Source organism: Geodermatophilus sp. URMC 63 (assembly GCF_053502565.1).
This window is the reverse complement of sequence record NZ_CP199956.1, coordinates 3,215,131-3,240,762: the sequence shown is the minus strand read 5'-3', so window position 1 is coordinate 3,240,762 and position 25,632 is coordinate 3,215,131. Positions and strand designations below refer to the sequence as shown.

Below are 25,632 nucleotides of genomic sequence, written 5' to 3'. Positions count from 1 at the left end.
TGTCCCGAAACAGGGCTCGGTGACGGAGCCGTGACAACGGAGTTCTCGGGCGGCGGCGTCACCGAGGTCGTCGGTGCCCGTGGTGCCGAGGTCGTCGACTACCTCTGGCGCCTCCGCGATCCCTGCGTGTTGTCCGACGAGCGCCTGGGCGCCTGCTCGGGAATCGACTTCCAGGCCTGTCCGGTGGAGCCCGGGCGCGCAGTCCGGTACCTGACCGTTCAGCAGCGCCCGGTGGTCCGTCCCGACGGCACCGCGGTCGTCCCGGTCCCTGCGGGGTTCAACCCGGGAGATCTGCTCGGGGAGTGGACCGACGTCCGCACGGGGTGCATCGACATCACGGCACTCAACCCGCCGCCGTCGCCGGCCGAGGTGTTCAGCTACTTCGAGCGGCTGCCCCTCCCCCAGCTGACCGCCGAGCACGCGCCGCCGGGTGACGGCCTGTCCGGGCTGCCGGTCGTCTTCTGGACCGACTCCCCGACCACGCAGACGTTCACCGTCGACATCCGCGGCTTCACCGTCGTCATCGCGGCCGAGGCCCAGCAGTACACGTGGCATACCGGCGACCCCGCGGCGCCCACGCTCACCAGCACCGAGCCCGGCGGCCCCTATCCCGACCAGGCCGCCGAGCACCTGTACCGCTCGGGCACCTACACCGCGAGCCTCACTGTCACCTGGGGTGCGACGTTCACCGTCGACGGCAGCGCCCCGGCCGACGTCCCGGGCACCACCACGACCGAGGGCCCGCCGGTCACCTTCGGCGTCGTCGAGGCATCAGCCGTCCTCACGAACCCCTACGACTGACCCTCCTCGCGAGTCCGTTGCGGCATCGTCCCGCGTCTGTGGTGGACGGTCCTGACGGCCGCCGAGCCGACCGGTGTCCTCCATCCCGGCCTCGACACGACCTCGCCACTGATGGCCCTGGGCTCAACGCGATGGTTGAGATCCCGCGGGCGCCCACCCCTCCGTGCTCGCCCCGCACGTCGACCGGGCCGACGGTTCGTCCGCAGTCCCCACCGTCGACCGCATGGAGCCGTGAGGGACGACTTCCAGACCGCGGAGGTCCCGGATGACTGATGTGGCTACTCTGTAGGTCGAGGAAGTAGCCACCGCAGGAGGTCGAGGATGAGCTGGATCGGGATCCGCGAACTGCGGGACGGCCTGAGCCGTCACCTGTCCTCCGTGCGCGGAGGAGGGACGATCACCGTGACCGACCACGGTCGACCGGTCGCCCGGATCGTGCCGGTCGACCGGCCCACGACGCTGGAGCGCCTCATCGCCGATGGCGTGGTCCAGCCGCCCCGGACGGCGAAGCGACCGGCTCCCACGCCGCTTGACGTGAGCGGCACGGTGTCCGATCTCGTCGCCGAACAGCGTCGGTGATCGCCTACCTCGACACGTCGGCGCTCGTCCCGCTCCTGGTCGCTGAACCCACCAGCGCACGCTGCCGGGACGTCTGGGACGAGTCGGACACGGTCCTGACCGTGGAGCTCACCCTCGTGGAGGCAGCTGCGGCTCTCGCCCGCGCCGAGCGGATGAACCGCGTGTCCAGCGTGCAGCACCGCGAGAGCCTGGGACGGCTGCACGAGTTGTGGGACCAGCTGATCGCGCTCCCCGTCGACACGACGCTCATCCACACCGCGGCAGACCTGGCCGCCGTCCACCGCCTGCGGGGGTACGACGCGGTGCACTGTGCGGCCGCCCTCCAGCACGCCGACTCGGGCGTGGTGGCCACCGCTGGAGACTAGGAGCTGCTGGACGCCTGGCACGAGGCCGGTCTGGCGGTCGTCGACGTCGCGGCCTCCTGATCGCCTGAGCAGCTGACCGAGCGGTTGATCACCGGGTGCGTGCACGACAACACGCGCGTCGACGACGCGTCGCGTGCACGCGGACGGTGCTCACCAGGATCCCGCGGGCAGCAGCGGGCCCTCAGTGGGCGGCGGTGCCCACCAGCTCCTCCAGCGTCGCCCGCGCCCCCCGCTCGTGCAGGGACGCCAGCGTCGCCAGGTAGGAGGTGGTGAACCGCTCGTCGTCGACCAGGTCGCCGAAGAGCTCGCGGTCGGCGAGGAACGCCAGCGGCTCCTCCCGCTGCCGCCGCGCACTGGCCGCGAGGCGGTCCTTGCGGCGGTCATTGATCTCCAGCGGCCGGCCCTCGTCGTCCACGCCCTCCGAGTAGCGCGCCCAGCCGGCGACCACCGCGGCCGAGCGGCGGACCTCCCCGCCGGCGGCCAGGTTGTCCCGCACGACCGGCAGCAGCCACTTGGGCAGCCGCTCGGAGCCGTCGAACGCCAGCCGCGCCAGGGTGTCGCGGATCGCCGGGTTGGCGAAGCGCTCGATCAGCTCGTGGCGGTAGGCGTCGAGGTCGATCCCGGGCACCGGCAGCAGGGTCGGCGTCGCCTCCTCCACCATGTAGTCGAGCAGCAGCCGCCGGAACAGCGGATCCTGCGCCGCCTCGTGCACCAGCCGGTAGCCGACCAGGGAGCCGAGGTAGGCCAGCGCCTGGTGGCCGGAGTTGAGCAGCCGCAGCTTCATCCGCTCGTAGGGCTCGACGTCCTCGACGATCTGCACCCCCGCGTCCTCCAGCGGCGGCCGGCCGAGGGCGAAGCGGTCCTCCAGCACCCACTGCGTGAACGGCTCGCACACCACCGGCCAGCGGTCCTCGATCCCGAACCGCCGGGCGACCTCGGCGCGGTCGTCGTCGGTGGTCGCGGGGGTGATCCGGTCGACCATCGAGTTCGGGAAGGGCACCTCGGCGGCGACCCACTCGCCGAGCGCGGGGTCGCGCAGCCGGGCGAAGGCGGCGAAGCTGCGCCGCGCGACGTCGCCGTTGTGCTGGATGTTGTCGCAGGACACGACGGTGAACGGCCCCACCCCGCGCTCGCGCCGGCGCACCAGCGCCTCGGTGACCAGGCCGAACGTCGTCCGCAGGGCCGCCCCGGGCTGCAGGTCGCTGATGACGTCGGGGTCGTCGGCGTCGAACTCCCCGGTGACGGCGGAGAAGTTGTAGCCGCCCTCGGTCACCGTCAGCGACACGATCCGCGTCTCGGGGGCCGCCAGCTTCTCCACGACGGCCTCGGGGTCGTCGGGCGCGAGCAGGTACTCCACGATCGAGCCCACCACCCGCGGCTCGAACGTGCCGTCGGCGTGCTTGACCACCAGCGTGTACAGGCAGTCCTGCGCGGCCATCGCCTCGGCCATCGCGCGGTCGGACGGGAGCACGCCGACCCCGCAGATGCCCCACTCCTGCGCCGTCCCCTGCTCCAGCAGCCGGTCGACGTAGAGGGCCTGGTGCGAGCGGTGGAACGCGCCCACCCCGAGGTGCACGATCCCGGCCCGCACCCGCGACCGGTCGTACGTCGGCACCGGCACCGAGCCGGCGAGGGCGGGCAGGGCGGCGGCGTCGAGCTTCGTCACGGCGGTCTCCGGGGGGACTCAGGCGGGCAGACGCCGGCCGGTGGACGGCGAGAAGAGGTGCTCCCGGCCCGGCTGGATCCGCAGGTGCACCCGCTCGCCCTTCGCCGGCGGCCGGTTCGGGTCGACCCGCGCGATGATGCTGTCGCTCAGCGGGCCCGAGCCCGCGGGCAGGTCGGACAGCCGCCCGTGCAGGAAGGCGTCGGAGCCCAGCTCCTCGACCACGTCCACGTCGACCGGGAAGGCGCCGGGCTCACCCGGCGCGACCAGGTCGACCGACTCCGGGCGGAAGCCGGCGACCACCGAGCTCGCGCCCTCCGCCGACAGCGCGGTCAGCGCCGCGGTCGGCACCGGGATGCGGGCCTGCCCGAGCACCGCGTGCCCCTCGGCGAGCCGGAACTCCGCGAGGTTCATGCCCGGCGAGCCGATGAACCCGGCGACGAAGACGTTGGCCGGCTGCTGGTAGAGCCGCAGCGGGGTGTCGCACTGCTCCAGGACGCCGGCCCGCAGCACGGCCACCCGGTCGCCCATCGTCATGGCCTCGACCTGGTCGTGGGTGACGTAGACGGTCGTCGTCCCGAGGCGGCGCTGCAGGGCCGCGATCTGGGTGCGGGTCTGCACCCGCAGCTTGGCGTCGAGGTTGGACAGCGGCTCGTCCATGAGGAACACCTGCGGGTCGCGCACGATGGCCCGGCCCATGGCCACCCGCTGGCGCTGGCCGCCGGAGAGGGCCTTGGGCTTGCGGTCGAGGAACTCCTCCAGGTCGAGGATCTTCGCCGCCTCCCGCACCCGGGTGGCGATCTCCTCCTTGCTGCGCCCGGCGATCTTCAGCGCGAAGCCCATGTTGTCCGCGACGGTCATGTGCGGGTAGAGCGCGTAGCTCTGGAAGACCATCGCGATGTCGCGGTCCTTGGACTTCAGGTGCGTGACGTCGCGGTCGCCGATGCGGATCGCGCCGCGGTCGATGTCCTCCAGCCCGGCGAGCATCCGCAGGCTGGTCGACTTCCCGCAGCCCGACGGGCCGACCAGGACGAGGAACTCGCCGTCGGCGATCTGCAGGTCCAGGGAGTCGACGGCGGGGCGGTCGGCGCCGGGGTAGATGCGGCTGGCGGCGTCGTAGGTGACGGAGGCCATGGGTCTCTCCTCGCTGTGGTCGGGAGGGGGTCAGGACCGGGGGTGGACGACGACCTTCACCGAGTCGGGGTCACGGCGGCCGGCGGTGAGGGCGTCCTCGGCCCGGTCCAGGCCGTAGGTGCCGGTGACCAGGCGGTCGAGGTCGACGCGGCCGGCGGCGACGAGCGCGATCGCCGTCGGCCAGGTGCCGGCGTAGCGGAAGGTGCCGGTGACCTCCAGCTCGCGCTCCTGCACGACCGACAGCGGCAGCGGCACCTCGTCACCGCCCATGCCGACGAGGACGGCGCGGCCGGCCCGGTCGAGCGCGCGGATGCCCTGGCCGATGGCCGCCGGGTGGCCCGAGCACTCCAGCAGCACGCCGGGCGGGCGGTCGAGGTCGGTGACGCTCGCGGTGCGCGCGTCGACCACCCCGGTGGCGCCGAGGTCGCGGGCCAGGGCCAGCCGGGCGGGGTTGACGTCGGAGACGACCACCTCGGTGGCCCCGAACGCCAGCGCGGCCTGCACGCTCACCAGCCCGATCGGGCCGGCGCCGACGACGAGCACCCGGGAGCCGGCGCTCACCCCGCCGCGCCGGCACGCCCAGATGCCGACCGAGAGCGGCTCGAGCAGCGCGGCGGCGTCGTCGCTCATGCCGTCGGGCACCGGGTGGGCGAAGGCGGCGTGCACGACGACGTACTCGGCGAACGCGCCGTCGATCGGCGGGGTCGCGAAGAACCGCATGCCCGGGCAGAGGTTGTACCGGCCGGCCAGGCACTGCGGGCAGGTCAGGTCGGGCACCCCGGGCTCGACCGACACCCGCTGGCCGACGCGTGCCGCGGGCACCCCCGGGCCGACGGCGGCCACCTCGCCGGCGGCCTCGTGCCCGAGCACGAGCGGCTCCTCGACGACGAAGCGGCCGATGCGCCCGTGCTCGTAGTAGTGGGTGTCCGACCCGCACACCCCGACCGAGGACACCCGGACGACGACCTCGCCCGGCCCCGGCTCGGGCACGGGGCGCTCCTCGACGGCGACGTCGCCGGCCCCGCGCAGCACCGCGACCCGCATCGACGGGGCGACCGGGGGAACCGGGGCGTCGGCCGTCGCGGCGGTCACTTCACCGCGCCCAGCGACAGGCCCTGCACCAGCTTGTCCTGGGCGGCGAAGCCGGCGATGAGCACCGGCAGCGACACCACGAAGGCCGCGGCGCACACCTGGGCGAGGAAGAGGCCCTGGCTGGTGACGAACCCGGTCAGGTACACCGGCGCGGTCTGGGCGACGGTGCCGGTGAGGGTCCGGGCCAGCAGCAGCTCGTTCCAGCTGAAGATGAAGCAGATCAGCGAGGTCGCCGCGATGCCCGGCAGCACGATGGGCGCCACCACCGAGCGCAGCGTCAGCAGCAGCCCCGCGCCGTCCATCGACGCCGCCTCGAGGATCTCCACCGGCACCTCGGCGAGGAACGAGCGCATCATCCACACCGCGATCGGCAGGTTCATCGCCGTGTACAGGACGATGAGCAGCCAGATGTTGTCCAGCAGCCCGCTCCACTGCGCGAACAGGTAGATCGGCAGCAGCCCGGCCACGATCGGCAGCATGCGGGTGGACAGGAAGAAGAACATGACGTCGGTCCACTTGCGCACCGGCCTGATCGACAGCGCGTAGGCCGCCGGGATGGCGAGCAGCAGCACGATGACCGTCGAGACGACGCTGGCGGTCAGCGAGTTGGCCAGCGACGGCCACGGGTTGGCCCCGGTCCCGATCCCGAAGAACTCCTTGTAACCGCTGAGGGTCAGCGGGGCGAACAGCGACGGCGGGTTGGTGGCCGCGGCCTCCTCGCTGTGGAACGACGTCAGGATCATCCAGAGGACCGGGATGACGAACAGGATCCCGATGAGCCAGGCGAGCAGCCCGAGCAGGGCTCCGCTGCGCGGCTTGCGCGGCGCACGGGGCTCGCCCTCGGGCGTGCGGGTGGCGGCGACCGGTCCCACGTCGGTGACGGAGCTCATCGCGCGTTCTCCTCCTGGAACAGGGTCGACACCGTCCGCAGCGCCAGGGTGGCGATGACGATCGTGCCGATGACGACGACGACGCCGGCGGCGGACGCCCGGCCGTAGTCGTGCGCCTGGTAGAAGGTCTGGTAGATGACGTACGGGAGGTTGGCCGTGCCCAGGCCGCCCGAGGTGATCGTGAAGACGGCGTCGAAGTTCTGCACGATGTAGATCGACCCCAGCAGGGCGCCCAGCTCCAGGTAGCGGCGCAGGTGCGGGAAGGTCATGTACCGGAAGATCTGCCAGGTGCTGGCGCCGTCGATGCGCGCGGCCTCGATGACGTCCAGCGGCCGGCTCTGCAGCCCGGCCAGCAGGATCAGCATCATGAACGGCGTCCACTGCCAGATGAGGGCGATCTCCACCGAGACCAGCGGCGCCGTGGTGATCCAGTCCGGCTGCGGCGCGCTGTCCGAGCCGAACAGCCGCCAGACGGCGTTCAGCGTGCCGTTGAGCAGCCCGTACTCGGGGTTGAACAGGGCGTGCTTCCACAGCAGCGCCGCGGCCACTGGGACGACGAGGAACGGCGTGATCATCAGGGTGCGCACCACGCCCCGGCCGCGGAACTGACGGTCCAGCAGCAGGGCGATGACCATGCCCAGCACCAGGCTGACCAGGACGACGACCACCGTGAGGATCACCGTGGTGAGGATCGCCTGGCGCATGTTCACGTCGGTCAGCACGCTCGCGTAGTTGCTGAAGCCGGTGAACCCGCGCTCGTCGGGGTAGTAGGCGTTCCAGTCCATGAACGAGACGATCAGCGTGACGACGAACGGCAGCTGCGTCACGACGATCGTGAAGAGCAGCGCCGGCAGCAGCGGTGCCCGCCGGGCCCAGTCCGAGGTGCGCCGCAGAGCCCCGCCGGACGGCGGCGGTGGCGGCGGTCGTGTCCCGACGTCGTCGCGCCCGCGCTCGATGGTCGTGCTCATGGCCGCTCCTCCGCTTCCGGGGTCGGTCCGGGGCGCTCGGGCGCGCAGGTCCGGGTGGTCTCGTCCGCGCTCATCCCGACTCCCTCTCCTGGTAGCGCTCGGCGACGTCCTCGGCGAGCTGCTGGCCTCGTTCCAGCGCCTCGTCGACGGTCATCTGGCCGGCGATCGCGGAGCTGACGTCCTGGGAGACCTGCGTGCCGAGGTCGGGGAACTCCGGGATGTCGATGAACTGGATCCCGGGCGCCGGGCGGGGCTGCACCCCCGGGTCGTTCGGATCGGCGGCCTGGATGGCGGCCAGCGTGGGCTGGGCGAACGCCGAGGCCTCGGCGAGGTAGTCCGGGTTGTCGTACGTCGACGCCCGCTTGCCGGCGGGGACGCGCGACCAGCCGAGCTCGTCGCCGACCAGCTGCTCGTACTCCGCGCTGGAGGCCCAGGAGACGAACTGCCACGCGGCGTCCTTCTTGGCGCTGGCCTGCTGGATGGCCCACGACCAGGCGTAGAGCCAGCCGGAGCTGTCGGTCTCGACCACCGGGGCCGGCGCGTAGCCCATGAGGCCTCGCACCGGGGAGTCCTCGGCCTCCAGCGACCCGGCCGCCGAGGTGGCGTCGTACCACATCGCGGCGTTGCCCTGGATGACGTTGTTGAGGCACTCGGTGAAGCCGGCCTGGGGGGCGCCGACCTCGCCGTGCTCGCGGACGAGGTCCACGTAGAACTGCGTGGCCGCGCGGAACTCCGGGCTGTCGACCTGGGCCTGCCAGTCCTCGGTGAACCAGGTGCCGCCGAAGGTGTTCACCACGGTGGTCAGCGGGGCGAACAGCTGCCCCCACCCGGGCTGGCCGCGCAGGCAGATGCCGGCCATGCCGGGCTCCGCGCCGTCGACGGCCGCCGCGATGTCGGCGACCTCCTGCCACGTGGGGTTCGCCGGCATCTGGATGCCGGCGGCCTCCAGGACGTCCCGGCGGTACATCAGGAACGACGACTCGCCGTAGAACGGCTCGCCGTAGAGCCGGCCGTCGTCGGACAGCGAGGCCGTCAGCGGGCCGAGGACGTCGTCCTGGTCGAACTCGGGATCGGCGTCGACGTACTCGTCGAGCGGGGCGATCCACTCGCTGCGGGCGTAGATGGGGATCTCGAAGTTGCTCAGCGTGGCGACGTCGTACTGCCCCGCCTGGCTGGAGAACTCCTGGCTGATCTTGTCCCGGACGTCGTTCTCCGGCAGCACCGTGTAGTTGACCCTGATGCCGGTCTCCGCGGTGAAGTGCTCGGCGGTGAGCTGCTGCAGGTCGACCATCTGCGGGTTGTTGACCATGAGCACGTTGATGGTGTCCGGTCCGCCGCCGCCGGGGCCGCCGCCCCAGCCGGCGCACCCGGTCAGTCCGCCCACCAGCACCGCCGCCGTCGTGGCGGCCAGGGCGGCTCGTCCGTGTCTGCGCAAGGTCCGGTCCTCTCGCATCGGCCCGGGACATGAGCGATCCGCTCAGATGAGCGACCTGTCACTCATTTGGGTGTGGCGTGAGTCTCACGCGAGGTGGACGATCCGTCAAGCCGCTGTGCGACAGTGAGCGCGGGGGTGCTCGCACGAGCAGGAGAGAGTGATGGCCGTCGACCGCACCGGACCCGCGGGGATCGTGCTCAGCGCCTCGGTCGCCCGCCGCTACTACCTCGACGGGCGGTCCAAGGTCGAGATCGCCGACGAGTTCGGGCTGAGCCGGTTCAAGGTCGCCCGCCTCCTCGACGCCGCGCGGGCGAGCGGGCTGGTCCGCATCGAGATCCGGCACCAGGGCGAGATCGACGTCGACCTGTCGGTGCGGCTGCGCGACCGCTACGCCCTGCAGCACGCCGTCGTCGTCGACACCCCCGACGACGACGCCGCGTCCCTGCGCGGCCACCTCGGCCGGGCCGCGGCCGGGCTGCTCGCCGAGGTGGTCACCGCCGACGACGTGCTCGGCCTCGCGTGGGCACGCGCGGTCAGCGCGATGGCGCAGGCGCTCCCCCCGCTGCCCGGGACGCCGGTCGTGCAGCTCACCGGGGTGCTGTCGCTGCCCGGCGGCCCCGACACCTCGGTGGAGGTCGTGCGGGGGGTGGCCCGGGCCTCCGGCGGTGCGGCGCACGTCTTCTACGCGCCGTTCACCGTCCCGGACGCCGCGACCGCTGCGGCGCTGCGGCAGCAGCCGGAGGTCGCCAGCGCGCTCGCCCAGCTGCCCCTGGTGACCAGGGCGGTCGCCGGGGTGGGCCTGTGGGCGCCGGGCCAGTCGACCCTCTACGACGCCGTGTCCGACGACGACCGCGAGGCGCTGCGCGGGCTCGGGGTCTGCGCGGACGTGTCGGGCGTCTTCCTGTCCGCCGAGGGCGAGCCGGTCCGGGCGGAGCTGTCCGAGCGCATGATCGGCATCGGCGCCGACGAGCTGCGGGCGATCCCCGAGGTCATCGTCATCCCGTACGGCACGGCCAAGGCGCGCGCCGTCCGCGCCGCCCTCCGCAGCGGCCTGGTCGGTGGCATCGTGACCCACACCGCGCTCGCGCAGCGGGTCCTCGAGGACGACGGGGGCCCCGGCGCCGGGTGACCGCACCGGTGGAGGGGGAGTCCGTGCCCGAGGACGGCGCGCCCGAGGTCCTGGTCGGCGGGACGGCCAACCGCGGGCAGGTCGTGCGGATCGGCGACACCGTCCGGCGGCCGTGGCGGGCGACCAGCGCGGCCACCCGGGCGCTGCTCGGCCACCTGGCCGAGGTGGGCTTCCCGGGGGCACCGCGCTTCCTCGGCGTCGACGACGACGGGCGCGAGGTCCTCTCCTACGTCCCCGGCACCGCCGTCACACCCCCCTACCCGCCCTGGGCCCTCACCGACGAGGCGCTGGTCAGCGTGGCGCACCTGCTCCGCGAGTACCACGCGGCCGCGGAGGGCTTCGACCCCGCACCGCACCGCTGGCCGGCGTCCCCTCCCCCGCCGTTCGCCGGGGACCTGGTCAGCCACAACGACGTCAACCTGGACAACGTGGTGTTCCGCGACGGGCGGGCCGTCGCCCTCATCGACTTCGACCTCGCCAGTCCCGGCTGCCGGGTCTGGGACGTCGCCGGCGCCGCGCGGCTGTGGGCGCCGCTGCGGCCCGACCGCTTCGTCTCCGACGCCCGGCGCGGCCGCGCGCTGACCCGCATGCGGCTGTTCGTCGACAGCTACGGGCTGCCCGCCGCCGAGCGGCACCGCCTGCTGTCCGCGGTCCGGCGCAACCACGACTGGTCCTACGACATCGTCGGCACCGCGGCCGCGAACGGCCACGCGGCCTTCTCCGACTACTGGTCCGGCGGGGCGCGCCGGCGCGCGGCCGAGACCCGCCGGTGGTACCGGGACAGCGCCGCGCTGCTGGCCGGTGCGCTGCACGGCCTCCCGGACGGTGGGCCGGGCGCCGCGGTGCGGTGCACCGAGTGCCGGTGAGCCGGCGACGCGGTCAGTCCGCCGCTCGCTGCTCACGGGGCAGCCAGGCGAACGGGTCGCCGTCCCCGGGCACGTGCTCCAGCGCCACCCAGCCGGCGTAGCCGACCTCCTCCAGCCGGCGCAGGTGCCGCGCCAGGTCGAGCTCCCCGGTGCCCGGCGCGCCCCGGCCGGGCGCGTCGGCGACCTGCACGTGCGCGGCCCGCGGCCCGGCGACCTCGACCACCCGGTCGAGGTCCTCGCCGTTGACCGCGACGTGGTAGAGGTCCAGCAGCAGGCCGAGCGCGGTGACCCCGGTCTGCGCCGCCACCCGGTCGACGACGGCGAGCGCGTCCTCCGCCGTCCGCAGCGGGTAGCGGGGTGCCGCGCTGAGCGGCTCGATCAGCACGGTGCCGCCGATCCGCGCCGCCGCCCGTCCCGCCAGCGCCAGGTGCTCGTCGGCCAGCGCGTCCTGCGCGGCCGGGTCGGCGCCGGCCACCCGGTTGCCGTAGAGCGCGTTGAACAGCCGCGTGCCCAGCCGCTCCCCGACGCCGACGGTCGCCGCGACGGCGTCGCGCCACTGCGCCTCCCGCCCGGGCACCGACACCAGCCCGCGCTCGCCGTCGGCCATCGCGCCGGCCGGGAAGTTGAGCGCGACCAGCCGCACCCCGGCGTCCTCGACCGACCGGACGAACGCCTCGACCTCCCGGTCGCCGGGGACGACGGCGTTGAAGGGCCACCACGACTCGACCGCGGTGAACCCGGCCGCCCGGGCGGCGGCCGGCCGGCGCTCCAGCGGCAGGTCGCCGAAGAGGATCGAGGTGTTGACGGCGACGCGCACCGGGCTCAGCCGCGCCCGAGGTAGGGCATGCCGGTGGCCAGCATCGTGGTGAACGGGACGCTGACGTCGAGCGGCAGCCGGGCCATCTGCACCACCGCGTCGGCGACGTGCGCGGGGTCGAAGGTGGGCTCGGGGCGGACCGACCCGTCGGCCTGGCGGGCACCGGTGGCGATCCCGCCGGTCATCTCGGTGGCGGCGTTGCCGATGTCGATCTGCCCGCAGGCGATCCGGTGCGCGCGGCCGTCCAGCGCGACGGCCTTCGTCAGCCCGGTGACCGCGTGCTTGGTGGCGGTGTAGGCGACGCTGGCCGGCCGCGGCACGTGCGCCGAGATCGACCCGTTGTTGACGATCCGCCCGCCCGGCGGGTCCTGCGCCTTCATCAGCCGGACCGCGGCGCGGGCGCACAGGAAGACGCCGGTGACGTTGACGTCCACGGTCGCCCGCCAGTCGGCGAGCGCGACCTCGTCGACCTCACCGGAGGGGCCGAAGGTTCCGGCGTTGTTGACCAGCAGGTCCAGCCGGCCCCAGGTGTCGCGGACCGCGTCGAACGCCGCGTCCACCTGCTCCTCGTCGGCCACGTCGGCGGGCAGCACGAGCGCGGCGGCGGCGCCGTCGGCGGTCTCCTCGAGCGCGTCCCGCCGGCGTCCCAGCAGCGCCACCGACCAGCCGTCGGCCAGCAGCGCCCGGGCGATGGCGCGGCCGAGGCCGGAGCCGGCGCCGGTCACCGCCGCGGTCCGGAGAGCGGCAGGGGCGACGTCGTCCACGGGGCCATCGTGGTCCGCGCCGGGCGCCGGGACCACCGCGGGCGCCCCTTGTGCCGTGCCCCACGACAGCGCACCGTGGAGCCGGTCACGGGACAGTGCGTCCGACTGTCGGACGGCGACGATCGGGAGCCCTCCCCATGGCGACCAAGCCCTTCGCCTCCTCCGCCGACCTCGGCGTCAAGGAGCAGACCCTCGAGGTGCTCGCCGACGGCGTCTACGCGCTGACCGCGGAGGGCGACCCGAACGTCGGCGCCATCGAGGGTGAGGACTTCCTCGTCTGCGTCGAGGCGCTGGCCACCCCGGTCGCCGCCCGCCGCTGGCTGGCCAGGCTCCGGGAGCACACGGACAAGCCGGTGCGCTACCTGGTGCTGTCCCACTACCACGCCGTCCGCGTGCTGGGCGCGAGCGCCTTCGACGCCGAGGTGATCGTGAGCTCCGAGCAGACCAGGCACCTGATCGCCGAGCGCGGCCGGCAGGACTGGGAGAGCGAGTACGGCCGGATGCCGCGGTTGTTCGAGGAGCCCGAGTCCATCCCCGGCCTGACCTGGCCCACCCTGACCTTCCGCGACAGGCTGACCATCGAGCTCGGCGGCGACCGGGGAGAGCTGGTCCTGCAGTTCCTCGGCCGCGGGCACACCGAGGGCGACGTCGTCGCCTGGCTGCCCCAGCAGGAGATCCTCTTCGCCGGCGACCTGGTGGAGTCCCAGGCCGCGCTCTACACCGGCGACGCGTTCCACTTCGACTGGGCCGGCGGCACCCTCGACCGGGTCGAGGCCCTGGGCGCCCGGCAGCTGGTCGGCGGCCGCGGGAGGATCGCCCGCGGCCGCGACGAGGTCGACGCCGCCGTCGCCCAGACCCGCCACTTCCTGCTCACCATGCAGCGCACCGTCGGCGACGTGCACCGCGCCGGCGGCACCCTCAAGCAGGCCTTCGACGCCACCCACGCCGCCCTGGCCCCGCAGTACGGCGCCTGGCCGATCTTCGAGCACTGCCTGCCCTTCGACGTGTCCCGGTTGTGGGACGAGCTCTCCGGCGTCGAGCGCCCCGTGATCTGGACCGCCGAGCGCGACCGCCAGGTCTGGCACGAGCTGCAGGGAGGAGCACCGTGACGACCGCACCCGTGCTGGTCGTGGGTGCCGGCCCGGTCGGCCAGACCACCGCGCTGCTCCTGGCCCGCTGGGGCCTGCCCGTCGTCGTGCTCGAGGCCCGCGCGGAGCGGGACGCGGTCGGCAGCCGGTCCATCTGCCAGCAGCGCGACGTCCTCGACGTCTGGGACGCCGTCGGGGTGGGCGCGGAGGTCGCCCGACGCGGGGTCACCTGGACCACCGCCCGCACCTTCCACCGCGACGCGGAGCTGTTCAGCTCCCGCTTCGCCGACCGCGGGAGGTCCCCGTTCCCGCCGTTCGTCAACATCTCGCAGTGCGAGACCGAGCGGTTGCTCGACCGGCGCATCGCCGCCGAGCCGCTGATCGAGGTCCGCTGGGGACATCGGGTGACCGGTCTGGGAACCGGCCTCGCCCGCGACGACGACGGCGTGACGCTCACCTGCACGACCGCGGACGGCGAGGTCGTGGTCCGCGGCTCCTCCGCCGTCGCCTGCGCCGGGGCGCGCTGCGACACCCTGCGGTCGGCCCTCGGGCTCGCCTTCGAGGGCGAGACCTTCGACGACCGGTTCCTCATCTGCGACGTCCGCACCGACCTGCCCGGCTGGGCGACCGAGCGCCGGTTCCACTTCGACCCGGCGTGGAACCCGGGCCGCCAGGTCCTCATCCACCCGTGCCCGGACTCGACCTTCCGCATCGACTGGCAGGTGCCGCCGGAGTTCGACCTGGCCGCCGAGGAGGCCTCCGGCGGCCTCGACCGGCGGATCCGCCAGGTCATCGGCGACCGCCCCCACGAGGTCGTGTGGAGGTCGGTCTACCTCTTCTCCACCCGGGTGGTCGACCGCATGCGGGTCGGGAAGGTCCTGGTCGCCGGCGACGCCGCGCACCTGGTCAGCCCGTTCGGCGCCCGCGGCCTGAACTCCGGGGTGCTGGACGCCGAGAACGCCGCGTGGAAGATCGCCTTCGTCCGGCGGGGCTGGGCGCCCGAGGAGCTGCTGGAGAGCTACCACGCCGAGCGGCACGCCGCGGCGCTCGAGAACGCCGAGGTCACCACGGCGACCATGCGCTTCCTCGTCCCGCGCACCGAGGCGGAGGCCCGCCACCGCCTCGACGTCCTCGAGCGGGCGGCCGGCGACCCCGCGGCCCGGGCGCAGGTCGACTCCGGCCGGCTGGCCGAGCCGTTCTGGTACGTCGACTCCCCGCTGACCACCCCGGACCCGACGCGCGCGTTCCCCGGCCGCCCGGCGCGGGGCGACGTGCCGGTGCCGGCTCCCGGCGTGCTGGTGCCCGACTGCCCGGTCACCGTGCCCGGCCGGCCGGACGTCGTCCGGCTGCGACAGCTCGCACGCGAGGGCGTCACCGTCCTGCTCGGCGACGACGCGCCCGAGCCCGAGCCCCCCGCCGCCGGCGGACCACCGAGGGCGGTGCACCGCGTGCGCGACCTCGACCCGACCGGCCTGCTCCGCAAGGCCCTGGGTGCCCGCCCCCACGAGCTGTGGGTGCTGCGCCCCGACGCCCACGTCGCCGCCGTCCTGACCCGCTCCGCCGACGTCGACCCCGCGGTGGCCCGGCTGCTCGGCCACCCCCTCCCCATCCCCGTCCCGGCATGACCGAGGAGGCACCCCCGTGGCGTTCTACCGGCAGGTGGGCGAGGTCCCGCCCAAGCGGCACACCCAGTTCCGCCGTCCCGACGGCGGTCTCTACTCCGAGGAGCTGGTCGGCGAGGAGGGCTTCTCCTCGGACTCCGCGCTGCTCTACCACCGCGGCGTCCCGTCGGCGCTCGTCGACGCCCGCCCCTGGGAGCTGCCCGACCAGACCCTGACGCCGAACGCGCCGCTGGTGCCCCGGCACCTGAAGCTGCACGACCTGTTCCCCGGCGAGGAGCACAAGGCGGTCGACCCGGTGACCGGCCGGCGGCTGGTGCTCGGCAACGCCGACGTCCGCATCTCCTACGCCGTCAGCAGCCTGACCAGCCCCTACTACCGCAACGCGGTCGGCGACGAGTGCGTGTACGTCGAGCGCGGCAGCGCCACGGTGGAGACCGTCTTCGGCGCGCTGGAGGTCGGCCGGGGTGACTACGTGGTCATCCCGCGGACCACCACCCACCGGTGGGTCCCCACCGGCGGCGAGCCGCTGCGCACCTACGCGATCGAGGCGAACTCGCACATCGCCCCGCCCACGCGCTACCTGTCGAGGTACGGGCAGTTCCTCGAGCACGCACCCTACTGCGAGCGCGACCTGCGCGGCCCGGCCGAGCCGCTGCTTGGCGAGGGCAGCCACGTCGAGGTCCACGTCAAGCACCGCGGCACCGGTCCCGGCGGGCTGGCCGGCACCGTCCACGTGGTCCCCGAGCACCCCTTCGACGTCGTCGGCTGGGACGGGCACCTCCACCCCTACGCCTTCAACGTCGCCGACTTCGAGCCGATCACCGGCCGGGTGCACCAGCCGCCGCCGGTGCACCAGGTGTTCGAGGGCGGCAACTTCGTCATCTGCAACTTCGTGCCGCGGAAGGTCGACTACCACCCGCTGGCGGTGCCGGTGCCCTACTACCACTCCAACGTCGACAGCGACGAGGTCATGTTCTACGTCGACGGCGACTACGAGGCCCGCAAGGGCTCGGGCATCGGCAGGGGCTCGGTCTCGGTGCACCCCGGCGGGCACTCCCACGGCCCGCAGCCGGGCGCGGTGGAGCGGTCCCTGGGCGCGGAGTACTTCGACGAGCTCGCCGTCATGGTCGACACCTTCCGCCCGCTCGACCTCGGCGAGGCCGGGATCGCCGCCGACGACGGGCGCTACGCCTGGACCTGGTCGGGCCGGGGCCCCTCGGCGTGACCTGGCTCGACCTGCCCGAGGACACCGGCTTCGGCCCGGACAACCTGCCCCACGGCGTCTTCTCCACCCGGGGGACGCCGCCGCGCACCGGTGTCGCGATCGGCGGGCACGTCCTCGACCTGGCCGCGGCCACCGGCGACGACGTGCACGCCACCGGCTCGCTCAACGCCTTCCTGGCGCGCGGGCCGCGGGCGTGGGCGGACCTCCGTGAGCAGCTGACCACCTGGCTCACCGACGAGCAGCACCTCGGCCGCGTCGAGCCGCACCTGGTGCCGCTGGCGGAGGTGACGCTGCACCTGCCCGTCGAGGTCGCCGACTACGTCGACTTCTACAGCTCGCGGCACCACGCGGAGAACCTCGGGCGGCTGTTCCGCCCGGACTCCGAGCCGCTCACACCCAACTGGGAGCACCTGCCCATCGGCTACCACGGCCGCGCCGGCACGGTGCGGGTGTCGGGGACGCCGGTGGTCCGGCCGAACGGCCAGCGCAGGTCGCCGACCGACGACGCGCCCACCTTCGGACCCTCCCAGCGGCTGGACGTCGAGGCCGAGGTCGGCTTCGTCGTCGGCGTGGGGTCGCAGCTGGGCACCCCGGTGCCGCTGAGCGACTTCGCCGACCACGTCTTCGGCGTCTGCCTGGTCAACGACTGGTCGGCCCGGGATGTCCAGTCCTGGGAGTACGTGCCGCTCGGCCCCTTCCTCGGCAAGTCGTTCCTCACCTCGGTCTCGCCGTGGGTGGTGCCGCTGGCCGCGCTGGAGGCCGCCCGGGTGCGCCCACCCGCCCGGCGCGTGCCGCTGCTGCCCTACCTCGACGACACCGACGCCGAGCCCTGGGGGCTCGACGTCCGCATCGAGATGCGGCTCGACGGCGAGCTCGTCTCCTGCCCGCCGGCCGACCTCCTGTACTGGACGCCGGCCCAGCAGGTGGCGCACACGACCGTCAACGGCGCGTCCCTGCGCACCGGCGACCTGTTCGCCTCCGGCACCGTCTCCGGCCCGGCGCCCGGCCAGCGCGGCTCGCTCATCGAGCTCACCTGGAACGGTCAGGAGCCCCTGACCCTCGCCGACGGCACCACCCGCACCTTCCTCGAGGACGGCGACGTCGTCACCCTCAGCGCCACCGCACCCGGCACCGGCGGTGGACGCATCTCCCTCGGCGAGGTCACCGGCCGCGTCGAGCCGGCGCCCTGACGCCGGGTCAGGCGTTGCCGCGGCGGGCCTGCTCGCGCTCGATCGCCTCGAACAGCGCCTTGAAGTTGCCCTTGCCGAAGCCCAGCGAGCCGTGCCGCTCGATGAGCTCGAAGAAGACGGTCGGCCGGTCGCCGACGGGCTTGGTGAAGATCTGCAGCAGGTAGCCGTCCTCGTCGCGGTCGACCAGGATGCCGCGGCTCTGCAGCTGCTCGATCGGCACCCGCACCGTGCCGATGCGCGCCCGCAGCGCGGGGTCCTCGTAGTAGGAGTCCGGCGTGGCGAGGAACTCCAACCCCTCGGCCCGCATGGCGTCCACGGTGCCCACGATGTCGCCGGTGGCCAGGGCGACGTGCTGCACGCCCGGGCCGCCGTAGAAGTCGAGGAACTCGTCGATCTGCGAGCGCTTCTTCCCCACGGCCGGCTCGTTGAGCGGGAACTTGACCCGGTGGTTGCCGTTGGCGACGACCTTGCTCATCAGCGCCGAGTACTCGGTGGCGATGTCCTCGCCGACGAACTCGGCCATGTTGGTGAAGCCCATGACGCGGTTGTAGAAGTCCACCCAGGTGTCCATGGCGCCGAGCTGCACGTTGCCGACGACGTGGTCGACGGCCTGGAACAGCCGCCGCGGCCGGCCCGGCCGAGGCCGGTGGGACGACGTCCGCGCGACGTGGCCGGGCAGGTACGGGCCGGTGTAGCGGGAACGGTCGACCAGCGTGTGCTGGGTGTCGCCGTAGGCGGCGATCGCGGCGAGGCGGACGGTGCCGTGCTCGTCGGTGAGGTCGTGCGGCTCGGCGAGCACGGTGGCGCCCACGGTCCGCGCGTGCGCGACGCAGCGGTCGACGTCGGGCACGGACAGGGCGATGTCGACGACGCCGTCGCCGTGCCGGCGGTGGTGGTCGGCCAGCGGGCTGGCCGGGTTGCAGGCGCCGGTGACGACGAACCGGGCCGCCCCGGACCGCAGCACGAAGGAGACGGAGTCGCGGTTGCCGGTCTCCGGCCCGGAGTAGGCGACCAGCTCCATGCCGAGCGCCGACTGCAGGAAGTGCGTGGTCTGGGTGGCGTTGCCGACCACCCACACCAGCGCGTCCCAGCCGGTGACCGGGAACGGGTCGGTCGAGGCGTCGTACTCGACCAGCCCGACCAGCTGCCGCAGCTGGCCGGCGTCCAGTTGCGCGAGGCGCTCCTCGTCGTCGAGAACCTGCTCGAGGCCCACGGCCCTCTCCCCTCTCGGAACGGTGCGGTGCCCACCGCACACCCGGCCCCGACACCTGGGCAAGCGGTATCGCGATCGCTGGACGAGCTGCGCAGCCCGGGCGTGCAGCAACACCCTGGACTGTGCAGACTGCACACCGGGACGCCGACGGCAGGAGGACGGCGATGGCCGACCGGACCGGGCTCGACGCGCTCGACGTGGCGCTGCTCGCCGCGCTCGAGGACCACCCCCGCGCCGGGGACCTGGAGCTGTCGCGGGTCACCGGCGTCGCCCGCGGCACCGTGTCGGCGCGGCTGCGGCGCCTCGAGGACGGCGGCGTCGTCACCGGGTACGGGCCGCGGGTCGACGTCGCGGCGGCCGGCTTCGGCGTCCAGGCGTTCGTGACCCTGGAGATCGCGCAGGGGGCCATCGACGAGGTGCGGCACGACCTGGCCGCCATCCCCGCCGTCCTGGAGGCGCACGCCACCACCGGCCGGGGGGACGTGCTGTGCCGGGTGGCCGCAGGCTCCCACGAGGAGCTGCAGCAGGTCCTGGTCGACCTCAACCGCTCCCCGGCGGTGGTGCGCTCGACCAGCGTCGTCGCGCTGTCGGAGCTGGTGCCCTGGCGGACTCGCCCGCTGCTGGAGGCCGGGGCCGCGCCCGGGGTCGGCCGGTCGGGCGTGTCTCGGCCGCCCTCCCGGCCCTGACCGCTCTCCGGTTGGCGGTCCGGCGGCTGCCGCAGAAAGATGCTGCCCGCAGCCGAGAAGAGCGCTGCCCCCGCCGAGCCCTCCACCGGACACCTGGTCCCAGACGAGAGGAACGGACATGGCGCACGGTCCAGCCGCCGACGGCGGCGACCTCCAGAAGGGCCTCAAGCAGCGGCACCTGACGATGATCGCGATCGGGGGCGTCATCGGCGCGGGCCTGTTCGTCGGCTCGGGCGCCATCATCGGGGAGGTCGGCCCGGCCGCCTTCCTCACCTACGCCATCACCGGCGTCCTGATCGTCATGGTCATGCGGATGCTCGGCGAGATGGCGGTGGCCAACCCCTCGACGGGGTCGTTCGCCGACTACGCCCGCCAGTCGCTCGGCGGCTGGGCCGGCTTCAGCGTGGGCTGGCTGTACTGGTACTTCTGGGTCATCGTCGTCGGCTTCGAGGCCGTGGCCGGGGCCGGGATCCTGCAGCGCTGGCTGCCCGGCGTCCCGCTGTGGCTCATGGCGCTGGTCCTCATGCTGCTCATGACCGCGACCAACCTGTTCTCGGTGGCCTCCTACGGGGAGTTCGAGTACTGGTTCGCCGGCGTGAAGGTCGCCACGATCATGGTCTTCATCGGCCTCGGGACGCTCTACGTCCTGGGGCTGTGGCCGAACCGCGACCTGGACTTCTCCAACCTCACCGCGCACGGCGGGTTCTTCCCCAACGGGGTCGGCGCGCTGTTCGGCGGCATCGTCATCGTGATCTTCTCGATGGTGGGCGCGGAGATCGCCACGATCGCCGCCGCGGAGTCCGACGAGCCCGAACGCGGCATCGTCAAGGCGACGAACTCCGTCGTCTTCCGCATCTCGATCTTCTTCGTGGGCTCGATCTTCCTGCTGGCCACGATCCTCCCCTGGAACTCCACGGAGCTCGGGGAGTCGCCCTACGTGGCCGCCATGGCGCAGATGGGGATCCCGGCGGCGGCCGACATCATGAACGCGGTCGTGCTGACCGCGGTCCTGTCGTGCCTGAACTCCGGCCTCTACACCGCCTCGCGGATGCTGTTCGTGCTGGCTGCCCGGCACGAGGCCCCCGGCCGGATGCTGTCGATCAGCAAGCGCGGGGTGCCCGCCTGGGCGATCCTCTCGTCCTCGGTCATCGGGTTCCTCTGCGTGATCGCCGCCTACGTCTCCCCGGACACGGTCTTCCTGTTCCTGCTCAACTCCTCCGGCGCGATCATCCTGTTCGTCTACCTGCTGATCACCCTCTCGCAGCTGCGGATGCGGCCGACCATCCCGCCGGAGCGGCTGCGGGTGAAGATGTGGCTCTACCCGGTCCTCACCCTGCTCACGGCGGCCGCCATCCTCGCGATCCTCGTGCAGATGTTCGTCCGGGCGGATACGCGGTCGCAGCTCCTGCTCAGCCTGCTCGCCTGGGCGCTCGTGCTCGTGGCCTACGCCGTCCGGCGCAGGGTGATCGGCGACGCCCACCTCACGCAGGACGGCGTGGCCGCCGAGCAGCGCGCCGACCGGTGGATGCACGAGCACGGCGCGGTCGTGGACACCGAGGTCGACGCCGCCGTGGGCGAGGGACGGCTCGACCCCCGGGTCATCCGGCGCATGGACGAGGAGGGCTACCCCACCGAGGGCCCCTGACCGGCCCGGGCGAGGCCGGCCTCAGTCGCCGGTCGTCGCCCGGCGGCGGACGCGGCGGTCGAACCGGTCGCGCCCGCCGCCGAGCGGCCGGCCGAGGTGCTCCCCCAGCCCGATCCCGGCGGCGAGCCCGAGCCCGACCGCCGCGGCGCCGACGAGCGCGCCGAGCCCGCCGAGGACGTCGGCGTCCACGACGATCGCGTACAGGCCCCGGTAGATCGCCAGCCCGGGCAGCAGCGGCACGATGCCGCAGACCGCGACCAGCAGGGGCGGGATCTGCAGCCGCTCGGTCAGGGACTCCCCGCAGAACCCGACGACGACGGCGGCGGCCGCGGCCGCTACCGCCGGACCCGCACCGAGCGCGCCGGCCGCCGAGGACGTCGCCCAGGCCAGCGCGCCGGCCACGGTGGCGATGCCGACGGCGCGCGGGCGGGCGTGCGACGCGAGCGCCCAGCAGCCGGCGATCCCGGCCGCGGCGGCCAGGGCGACGGCGGAGGGCACCGGGGACGGCGAGGGGTCGGCGACGGCCAGCGGGAGCCCCGCCCGCCGGGCCAGGTCCAGCACGCCGCCGATGCCGACGACGATGCCGGCCGTCAGGGTGAGCACCTCGAAGGAGCGCGCTCCGGCGGTGACCGGGAAGCCGGTGATCGCGTCCTGGGCCGCGCCGACGAGGGACAGGCCGGCGAGGAGCACCACGATCCCCGCGGCGACGACCAGCGAGCTCGGGACGTCGACGTGCCAGACGGCGAGCAGGACGGCCACGCCGGTCACCACCGCGGCGCCGGCGGCCTGCTGGAAGAACATCGGCAGCCCGCGCCGGTCGAGGGCGCGCATCATCTGCTCGATCGAGGCCGTGGTGAGCGCGGCGACCAGGGCCACCAGCCAGCCGCCGCCGAACAGGAAGGCGATGGACCCGGCCACGCCCGACCAGCCCAGCGCGTGGATGCCGCGGCGGTAGGGGTGCGGGGCCGACACGACGTGGTCGAGGCGGCGGTGGGCGTCCTCGATGTCCAGGTGGTCCGCCGCGACCGCCCGCGCCAGGTCGGTGATCCCCTGCAGGCGGGTGTAGTCCATGCCCCCGGTGCGCACGGTGCGCATCGCGGTGAGCGGCAGCGCGCCCTCCCGGTCGTGGCTGACGACCAGGGTGCTGAACGTGACGTCGACCTGGCAGCTGGCCAGCCCGTAGGCGGCCGCCACGCGCAGGACCGTGGCGGTCACGTCGGCCGCCGGGGCCCCGACGGCGAGCATCGACTCCCCGATGCGCAGGGCCAGCCCGAGCGCCGCGTGCGCGGTGGCGTCGTCCACCCCGCCGCGCTGGGCGCGCAGGCCGATGGGTGCGGTGGGGGGCTGGAAACCCGAGATCACCCGCCGGGCCCGGTCCGGCAGGCGGGCGTACCGGGACTGGGGGGACCGGTTGACGGGGAGCACACCACCAGGCTAGGGGCGCGCAGCCGGCCTCCCCGGCGTCCGGCGGGGAGCGTCGCTGTGGCATCGGTGACAGGCACGGGCGCGGCCCGTGCGGACCGGCAGGGGGTCCGATCGCTCAGCCCGACGCGGCCGGCCGAGCCACCCGGCGCACCAGCCAGTCCGCCGCCATCTCCCGGGCGCGCTGCACGGGGTCCCCCGTGTCGAGCCCCGGGGTGGTCGCCTGACGGGCCAGTCGGGCGAGGGCGCCGTCGTAGAGGCCGAGCAGCCCGTCGGCGACGTCGGTGGGGTCGGCTGCACCGGCCGCCTCGGCCAGCTGGTGCAGCCGGTCGGCCAGGAGACGCGAGTCGGCGACGAGCCACCGGTGGCCCGGGTGGTCCGGTGGCAGTTCGGTCGCCGCGGCGAGGAAGGCGCACCCGCGACGGTTCTGCTGGACCGCCCGGAAGCGGGAGACGGCGTCGAACACCGACAGGAGCCGGTCGACCGGACCGGCCGGCTCCGCCAGGACGTCGTCCCAGGTCTGCTGCCAGCGTCGGAAGCGGCGTTCGAGGTAGGCCGCGACGAGCGCGTCCTTGCCGGAGAAGTGGGCGTACATCGTGGCCGGCGACACGTGCGCGCGGGCCAGGACGGCGTCCACCCCGGTCGCGGCGATCCCGGACTCGTAGAAGAGCTCGCCGGCGGTGTCGAGCAGACGTTCCCGGGCCGGTCGGCTGGCGGCAGCAGGAGACATCCCACTACTGTAACGATCGTTATGGTGAAACGACCGTTACGGTCCCCGGTCGGCCGGGGCGGCGCGCTCGTGGTCCCGGGACTGCTGGTCATCGCGGTCACCTACGGCCTGGCCCGGTACGGGTTCGGCCTGCACCTGCCGCGGTTCCGGTCCGACCTGGGGCTGTCGACCGGGTCCGCCGGTGCGATCGCCGCGGGGAGCTACCTCGCCTACTGCGTCGCCGCGGTCCTCGGCGTGCGACTCGTGGCCCGCGGCCGGGCGCGGCAGGCGCTGTGGGTCGCCGGCGGCAGCGCCGCCATCGGGTCCGTGGTCGTCGCCTCCTCGTGGACGGGACCCGTCCTGGCCGCCGGGGTCCTGGTCGCCGGAGCCGGAGCGGGTGCCGCCACACCGGCGCTGGTCGCCGCCGTGGCCGCGACCGTGCCGCCGTCCGTGGGGGCTCGTGCCCAGGCCGTGGTCAACAGCGGTACCGGGGCCGGCGTGGTCGTCGGGGGCCTGGTGGTGCTCGCCTGGCCGGCGCAGTGGCGCGGCGCATGGCTCGGCTACGCCGTCGGCGCGCTGCTCGCGACCTGGTGGGCCGACCACGCCGCCACGTGGCCCTCTCCCGCCGCCGCCCCGGAGCCACCGGACCCTGGGGGCCGGCTGCTGCGGCACGCCCGCCCGCTGGCCGCGAGCCTGCTGGCCGGGGCCGGCGGGGCGGCCGTGTGGACCTTCGGGCGCGACCTGGTGACCGAGAGCGGGCTCGGTCCACAGGCGACTGGGGTGCTGTGGTGCCTGCTGGGTGCGGCCGCCCTCCTCGGCGGCCTCAGCGGCGGCCTGGTCGAGCGGGCCGGGCTCGGAACCGCCTGGGTGGTCTCCGTCGGGGTCACCGCCGGCGGTACGACGCTGCTGTCCTGGCGCCCCGGGTCCGCCCCCGTCGCGGCGGCGGCGCTGGCGGTCTTCGGATGCGGCTTCGTGGCACTGAGCGGCGTGCTCATCGCCTGGGGCGCCCAGCTGACGCCGGGTTCACCCGCCCGGGCGGCGGCGCTGCTGTTCATCGCGCTGACCGCCGGGCAGGCCGCCGGCGCGCTCGGCGTCGGCGCCCTCGCCGACGCCACCACCACCCGGGCCGCGTTCCTCGCCGCCGCCGGCCTCCTGCTCGCCGCCGCGGTGACCGCTCCACCGCTGGCTCCGCCCCCGGCCGGCCCCCGCGATCCCCGCGGGGTGCCCGCCGTCAGGCACGTCCTTCCGCGTCCGCGCCCAGCGACCGAGGACCTGACCCGGCCACCGCTCCGTCGACACGGCCGCCCCTCCTGTCCCGGTCCGCCGCGCTGACCGGCGCGCAGCTCGGCGCCACGGCGGCACCGGACGTGCGGGAGGCTGTCCAGCCGCCGGTCGCGGTGACAACCTCGGCGCATGGACGTGCACCTGCGCGACCTCCGGTACTTCCTCGCGGTGGCCGACGAGCTGCACTTCACGCGCGCCGCCCAGCGGTTGTTCGTGTCCCAGCCGGCGCTCAGCCGGCAGATCCAGGCGCTGGAGCAGCACGTCCGCGCACCGCTGTTCGAGCGCCGGCCGGGCGGCGTGGCCCTCACCGTGGGGGGACGGGCGCTGCAGGCGCACGCCCGGCAGGTGGTGGCCGCGTGGGACGAGACGCAGCACGCCGTCGCCGAGGCCGTGGCGGCCGCGGCCAGGGAGCTCGTCGTGGGGCTGTCGATCAGCGTCGGGCGGGGGGTGCTCCCGGCGGCGACCCGCGCCTTCCAGGAGCGGCACCCCGACGCCCGCGTCCGGCTGCACCAGGTCGGCTTCGACGACCCGACGGTGGGCCTGGCCGACGGCACCGCCGACGTCGCCTTCTGCTGGCTGCCGCTGCCGGGGGACGGACTGCGGTGGCGCGTCCTGTTCACCGAGCCGCGTCAGGTGGCGCTCCCGGTCGACCACCCGCTCACCGCCCGGGACGAGCTGGGAATGGGCGACCTGCTCGACGAGCCCTTCCTCGCCCTCCCCGAGTCGGCCGGGAGCCTGCGGTCCTTCTGGCTCGCGGAGGACGCGCGCGGCGGCCGGCCGGCGCGGGTCGCCGCCGTCGTCCACGGCCCGGAGGAGGTGGTCGAGGCGCTCGGCCGCGGGCTCGGCGTCGCCCTCATCAGCGGCGGGAACGCCGAGATCTACCGCCGTCCGGAGTTCGTCGTGCGCCCGGTGCGGGGGCTGGCCCCCGCGCAGCTGGCCGTCGTCTGGCGCGACGGCGACCGCCGGCCGCAGGTGCACGACTTCGTGCTGGCCTGCGGAGCCGCGGCCACCGCCGTCTCCGGGACCGCGGGCCCGGTCTGAACGC

Annotated in this window: 24 protein-coding genes; 13 read left to right on the top strand and 11 right to left on the bottom strand. The window is 74.4% G+C overall.

Translation table 11 applies throughout. From position 1 onward, the window contains the following. Positions 1–30: 30 nt before the first annotated feature. The 3 genes from ACWIZO_RS15885 to ACWIZO_RS15875 all read left to right on the top strand — a co-directional run bounded on the left by ACWIZO_RS15885 (position 31) and on the right by ACWIZO_RS15875 (position 1,745). On the top strand, positions 31–801 hold the full coding sequence (locus ACWIZO_RS15885; RefSeq protein ID WP_448638615.1) for a hypothetical protein: 771 nt from the start codon (positions 31–33) through the stop codon (positions 799–801). Positions 802–1,122: 321 nt separating this feature from the next. Further along, positions 1,123–1,380 carry a type II toxin-antitoxin system Phd/YefM family antitoxin gene (locus tag ACWIZO_RS15880; protein WP_448638614.1) on the top strand — a complete coding sequence of 86 codons (258 nt, stop codon included), beginning with the start codon at positions 1,123–1,125 and terminating at the stop codon, positions 1,378–1,380. Beyond that, complete coding sequence (locus tag ACWIZO_RS15875) at positions 1,377–1,745, top strand: type II toxin-antitoxin system VapC family toxin (RefSeq protein ID WP_448638613.1); 369 nt, start codon at positions 1,377–1,379, stop codon at positions 1,743–1,745. Before ACWIZO_RS15880 ends, ACWIZO_RS15875 begins: the two co-directional genes overlap by 4 nt. Positions 1,746–1,926: 181 nt before the next feature. Here ACWIZO_RS15875 and ACWIZO_RS15870 read toward each other — a convergent pair whose 3' ends face one another. From ACWIZO_RS15870 to ACWIZO_RS15845, 6 genes are all read right to left on the bottom strand, one after another. Then, positions 1,927–3,411, bottom strand: coding sequence for a mannitol dehydrogenase family protein (locus ACWIZO_RS15870; protein WP_448638612.1), 1,485 nt, complete (start codon positions 3,409–3,411; stop codon positions 1,927–1,929). A gap of 18 nt (positions 3,412–3,429) precedes the next feature. After that, on the bottom strand, positions 3,430–4,542 hold the full coding sequence (locus ACWIZO_RS15865) for an ABC transporter ATP-binding protein (protein WP_448638611.1): 1,113 nt from the start codon (positions 4,540–4,542) through the stop codon (positions 3,430–3,432). Positions 4,543–4,572: 30 nt separating this feature from the next. Then, complete coding sequence (locus tag ACWIZO_RS15860; RefSeq protein ID WP_448638610.1) at positions 4,573–5,634, bottom strand: NAD(P)-dependent alcohol dehydrogenase; 1,062 nt, start codon at positions 5,632–5,634, stop codon at positions 4,573–4,575. Then, positions 5,631–6,524 (bottom strand): carbohydrate ABC transporter permease, encoded by an 894-nt coding sequence (locus ACWIZO_RS15855; RefSeq protein WP_446759644.1) that lies wholly within the window; start codon positions 6,522–6,524, stop codon positions 5,631–5,633. Before ACWIZO_RS15855 ends, ACWIZO_RS15860 begins: the two co-directional genes overlap by 4 nt. Next, positions 6,521–7,492 carry a carbohydrate ABC transporter permease gene (locus tag ACWIZO_RS15850; RefSeq protein ID WP_448638609.1) on the bottom strand — a complete coding sequence of 324 codons (972 nt, stop codon included), beginning with the start codon at positions 7,490–7,492 and terminating at the stop codon, positions 6,521–6,523. Before ACWIZO_RS15850 ends, ACWIZO_RS15855 begins: the two co-directional genes overlap by 4 nt. Before the next feature lie 70 nt (positions 7,493–7,562). Next, on the bottom strand, positions 7,563–8,927 hold the full coding sequence (locus tag ACWIZO_RS15845) for an ABC transporter substrate-binding protein (RefSeq protein ID WP_448638608.1): 1,365 nt from the start codon (positions 8,925–8,927) through the stop codon (positions 7,563–7,565). A 160-nt stretch (positions 8,928–9,087) separates the two neighbouring features. Between ACWIZO_RS15845 and ACWIZO_RS15840 the strand changes: the two genes are divergently transcribed. Further along, positions 9,088–10,056 (top strand): sugar-binding transcriptional regulator, encoded by a 969-nt coding sequence (locus tag ACWIZO_RS15840; protein ID WP_448638607.1) that lies wholly within the window; start codon positions 9,088–9,090, stop codon positions 10,054–10,056. Continuing rightward, a complete protein-coding gene (locus ACWIZO_RS15835; protein WP_448638606.1) occupies positions 10,053–10,922 on the top strand; it encodes a phosphotransferase in 870 nt (289 codons plus the stop codon). Before ACWIZO_RS15840 ends, ACWIZO_RS15835 begins: the two co-directional genes overlap by 4 nt. Positions 10,923–10,935: 13 nt before the next feature. On the opposite strand, the gene ACWIZO_RS15830 is transcribed toward ACWIZO_RS15835, so the two are convergent. Both ACWIZO_RS15830 and ACWIZO_RS15825 read right to left on the bottom strand, forming a co-directional pair. Further along, entirely contained in the window at positions 10,936–11,739 is an 804-nt protein-coding gene (locus tag ACWIZO_RS15830; RefSeq protein ID WP_448638605.1) for a hydroxypyruvate isomerase family protein, read from the bottom strand. Between the two features lie 5 nt (positions 11,740–11,744). Then, complete coding sequence (locus ACWIZO_RS15825; protein ID WP_448638604.1) at positions 11,745–12,503, bottom strand: SDR family oxidoreductase; 759 nt, start codon at positions 12,501–12,503, stop codon at positions 11,745–11,747. 137 nt (positions 12,504–12,640) lie between these two features. Here ACWIZO_RS15825 and ACWIZO_RS15820 point away from each other — a divergent pair, with 137 nt between their 5' ends. Genes ACWIZO_RS15820 through fahA form a run of 4 tightly spaced genes read left to right on the top strand, consistent with a single transcriptional unit; the run spans position 12,641 to position 17,628 of the window. Then, a complete protein-coding gene (locus ACWIZO_RS15820; RefSeq protein ID WP_448638603.1) occupies positions 12,641–13,612 on the top strand; it encodes an MBL fold metallo-hydrolase in 972 nt (323 codons plus the stop codon). Beyond that, entirely contained in the window at positions 13,609–15,216 is a 1,608-nt protein-coding gene (locus tag ACWIZO_RS15815) for an FAD-dependent monooxygenase (protein ID WP_448638602.1), read from the top strand. The genes ACWIZO_RS15820 and ACWIZO_RS15815 overlap by 4 nt, the downstream gene beginning before the upstream one ends. Before the next feature lie 16 nt (positions 15,217–15,232). Then, complete coding sequence (locus ACWIZO_RS15810) at positions 15,233–16,438, top strand: cupin domain-containing protein (RefSeq protein ID WP_448638601.1); 1,206 nt, start codon at positions 15,233–15,235, stop codon at positions 16,436–16,438. After that, positions 16,435–17,628 carry a fumarylacetoacetase gene (fahA, locus tag ACWIZO_RS15805; protein ID WP_448638600.1) on the top strand — a complete coding sequence of 398 codons (1,194 nt, stop codon included), beginning with the start codon at positions 16,435–16,437 and terminating at the stop codon, positions 17,626–17,628. Before ACWIZO_RS15810 ends, fahA begins: the two co-directional genes overlap by 4 nt. A 7-nt stretch (positions 17,629–17,635) precedes the next feature. Here the strand turns inward: fahA and hppD are convergent, their stop codons facing one another. Next, positions 17,636–18,841 carry a 4-hydroxyphenylpyruvate dioxygenase gene (gene hppD, locus ACWIZO_RS15800; protein WP_448638599.1) on the bottom strand — a complete coding sequence of 402 codons (1,206 nt, stop codon included), beginning with the start codon at positions 18,839–18,841 and terminating at the stop codon, positions 17,636–17,638. Between the two features lie 164 nt (positions 18,842–19,005). Between hppD and ACWIZO_RS15795 the strand changes: the two genes are divergently transcribed. Continuing rightward, on the top strand, positions 19,006–19,527 hold the full coding sequence (locus ACWIZO_RS15795; RefSeq protein WP_448638598.1) for an Lrp/AsnC family transcriptional regulator: 522 nt from the start codon (positions 19,006–19,008) through the stop codon (positions 19,525–19,527). A 118-nt stretch (positions 19,528–19,645) separates the two neighbouring features. After that, positions 19,646–21,172, top strand: a complete 1,527-nt coding sequence (locus ACWIZO_RS15790) for an amino acid permease (RefSeq protein WP_448638597.1) — start codon at positions 19,646–19,648, stop codon at positions 21,170–21,172. 21 nt (positions 21,173–21,193) lie between these two features. Here ACWIZO_RS15790 and ACWIZO_RS15785 read toward each other — a convergent pair whose 3' ends face one another. Continuing rightward, positions 21,194–22,597 carry a threonine/serine ThrE exporter family protein gene (locus ACWIZO_RS15785; protein WP_448638596.1) on the bottom strand — a complete coding sequence of 468 codons (1,404 nt, stop codon included), beginning with the start codon at positions 22,595–22,597 and terminating at the stop codon, positions 21,194–21,196. Between the two features lie 115 nt (positions 22,598–22,712). Then, on the bottom strand, positions 22,713–23,324 hold the full coding sequence (locus tag ACWIZO_RS15780; RefSeq protein ID WP_448638595.1) for a TetR/AcrR family transcriptional regulator: 612 nt from the start codon (positions 23,322–23,324) through the stop codon (positions 22,713–22,715). Between the two features lie 24 nt (positions 23,325–23,348). On the opposite strand from ACWIZO_RS15780, the gene ACWIZO_RS15775 reads away from it, so the two are divergent. Both ACWIZO_RS15775 and ACWIZO_RS15770 read left to right on the top strand, forming a co-directional pair. Next, positions 23,349–24,635, top strand: coding sequence for an MFS transporter (locus tag ACWIZO_RS15775; protein ID WP_448638594.1), 1,287 nt, complete (start codon positions 23,349–23,351; stop codon positions 24,633–24,635). 81 nt (positions 24,636–24,716) lie between these two features. Next, positions 24,717–25,628, top strand: a complete 912-nt coding sequence (locus tag ACWIZO_RS15770) for a LysR family transcriptional regulator (RefSeq protein WP_448638593.1) — start codon at positions 24,717–24,719, stop codon at positions 25,626–25,628. Positions 25,629–25,632 lie beyond the last annotated feature (4 nt).

Excerpts from the sequence above, each read along its gene's own strand:
- ACWIZO_RS15850 (WP_448638609.1), bottom strand. The coding sequence starts at position 7,492 with ATGAGCACGACCATCGAGCGCGGGCGCGACGACGTCGGGACACGACCG.
- ACWIZO_RS15795 (WP_448638598.1), top strand. The coding sequence starts at position 19,006 with ATGGCCGACCGGACCGGGCTCGACGCGCTCGACGTGGCGCTGCTCGCC.
- ACWIZO_RS15855 (WP_446759644.1), bottom strand. The coding sequence starts at position 6,524 with ATGAGCTCCGTCACCGACGTGGGACCGGTCGCCGCCACCCGCACGCCC.
- ACWIZO_RS15790 (WP_448638597.1), top strand. The coding sequence starts at position 19,646 with ATGGCGCACGGTCCAGCCGCCGACGGCGGCGACCTCCAGAAGGGCCTC.
- ACWIZO_RS15770 (WP_448638593.1), top strand. The coding sequence starts at position 24,717 with ATGGACGTGCACCTGCGCGACCTCCGGTACTTCCTCGCGGTGGCCGAC.
- ACWIZO_RS15820 (WP_448638603.1), top strand. The coding sequence starts at position 12,641 with ATGGCGACCAAGCCCTTCGCCTCCTCCGCCGACCTCGGCGTCAAGGAG.
- ACWIZO_RS15840 (WP_448638607.1), top strand. The coding sequence starts at position 9,088 with ATGGCCGTCGACCGCACCGGACCCGCGGGGATCGTGCTCAGCGCCTCG.
- ACWIZO_RS15880 (WP_448638614.1), top strand. The coding sequence starts at position 1,123 with ATGAGCTGGATCGGGATCCGCGAACTGCGGGACGGCCTGAGCCGTCAC.
- ACWIZO_RS15865 (WP_448638611.1), bottom strand. The coding sequence starts at position 4,542 with ATGGCCTCCGTCACCTACGACGCCGCCAGCCGCATCTACCCCGGCGCC.
- ACWIZO_RS15780 (WP_448638595.1), bottom strand. The coding sequence starts at position 23,324 with ATGTCTCCTGCTGCCGCCAGCCGACCGGCCCGGGAACGTCTGCTCGAC.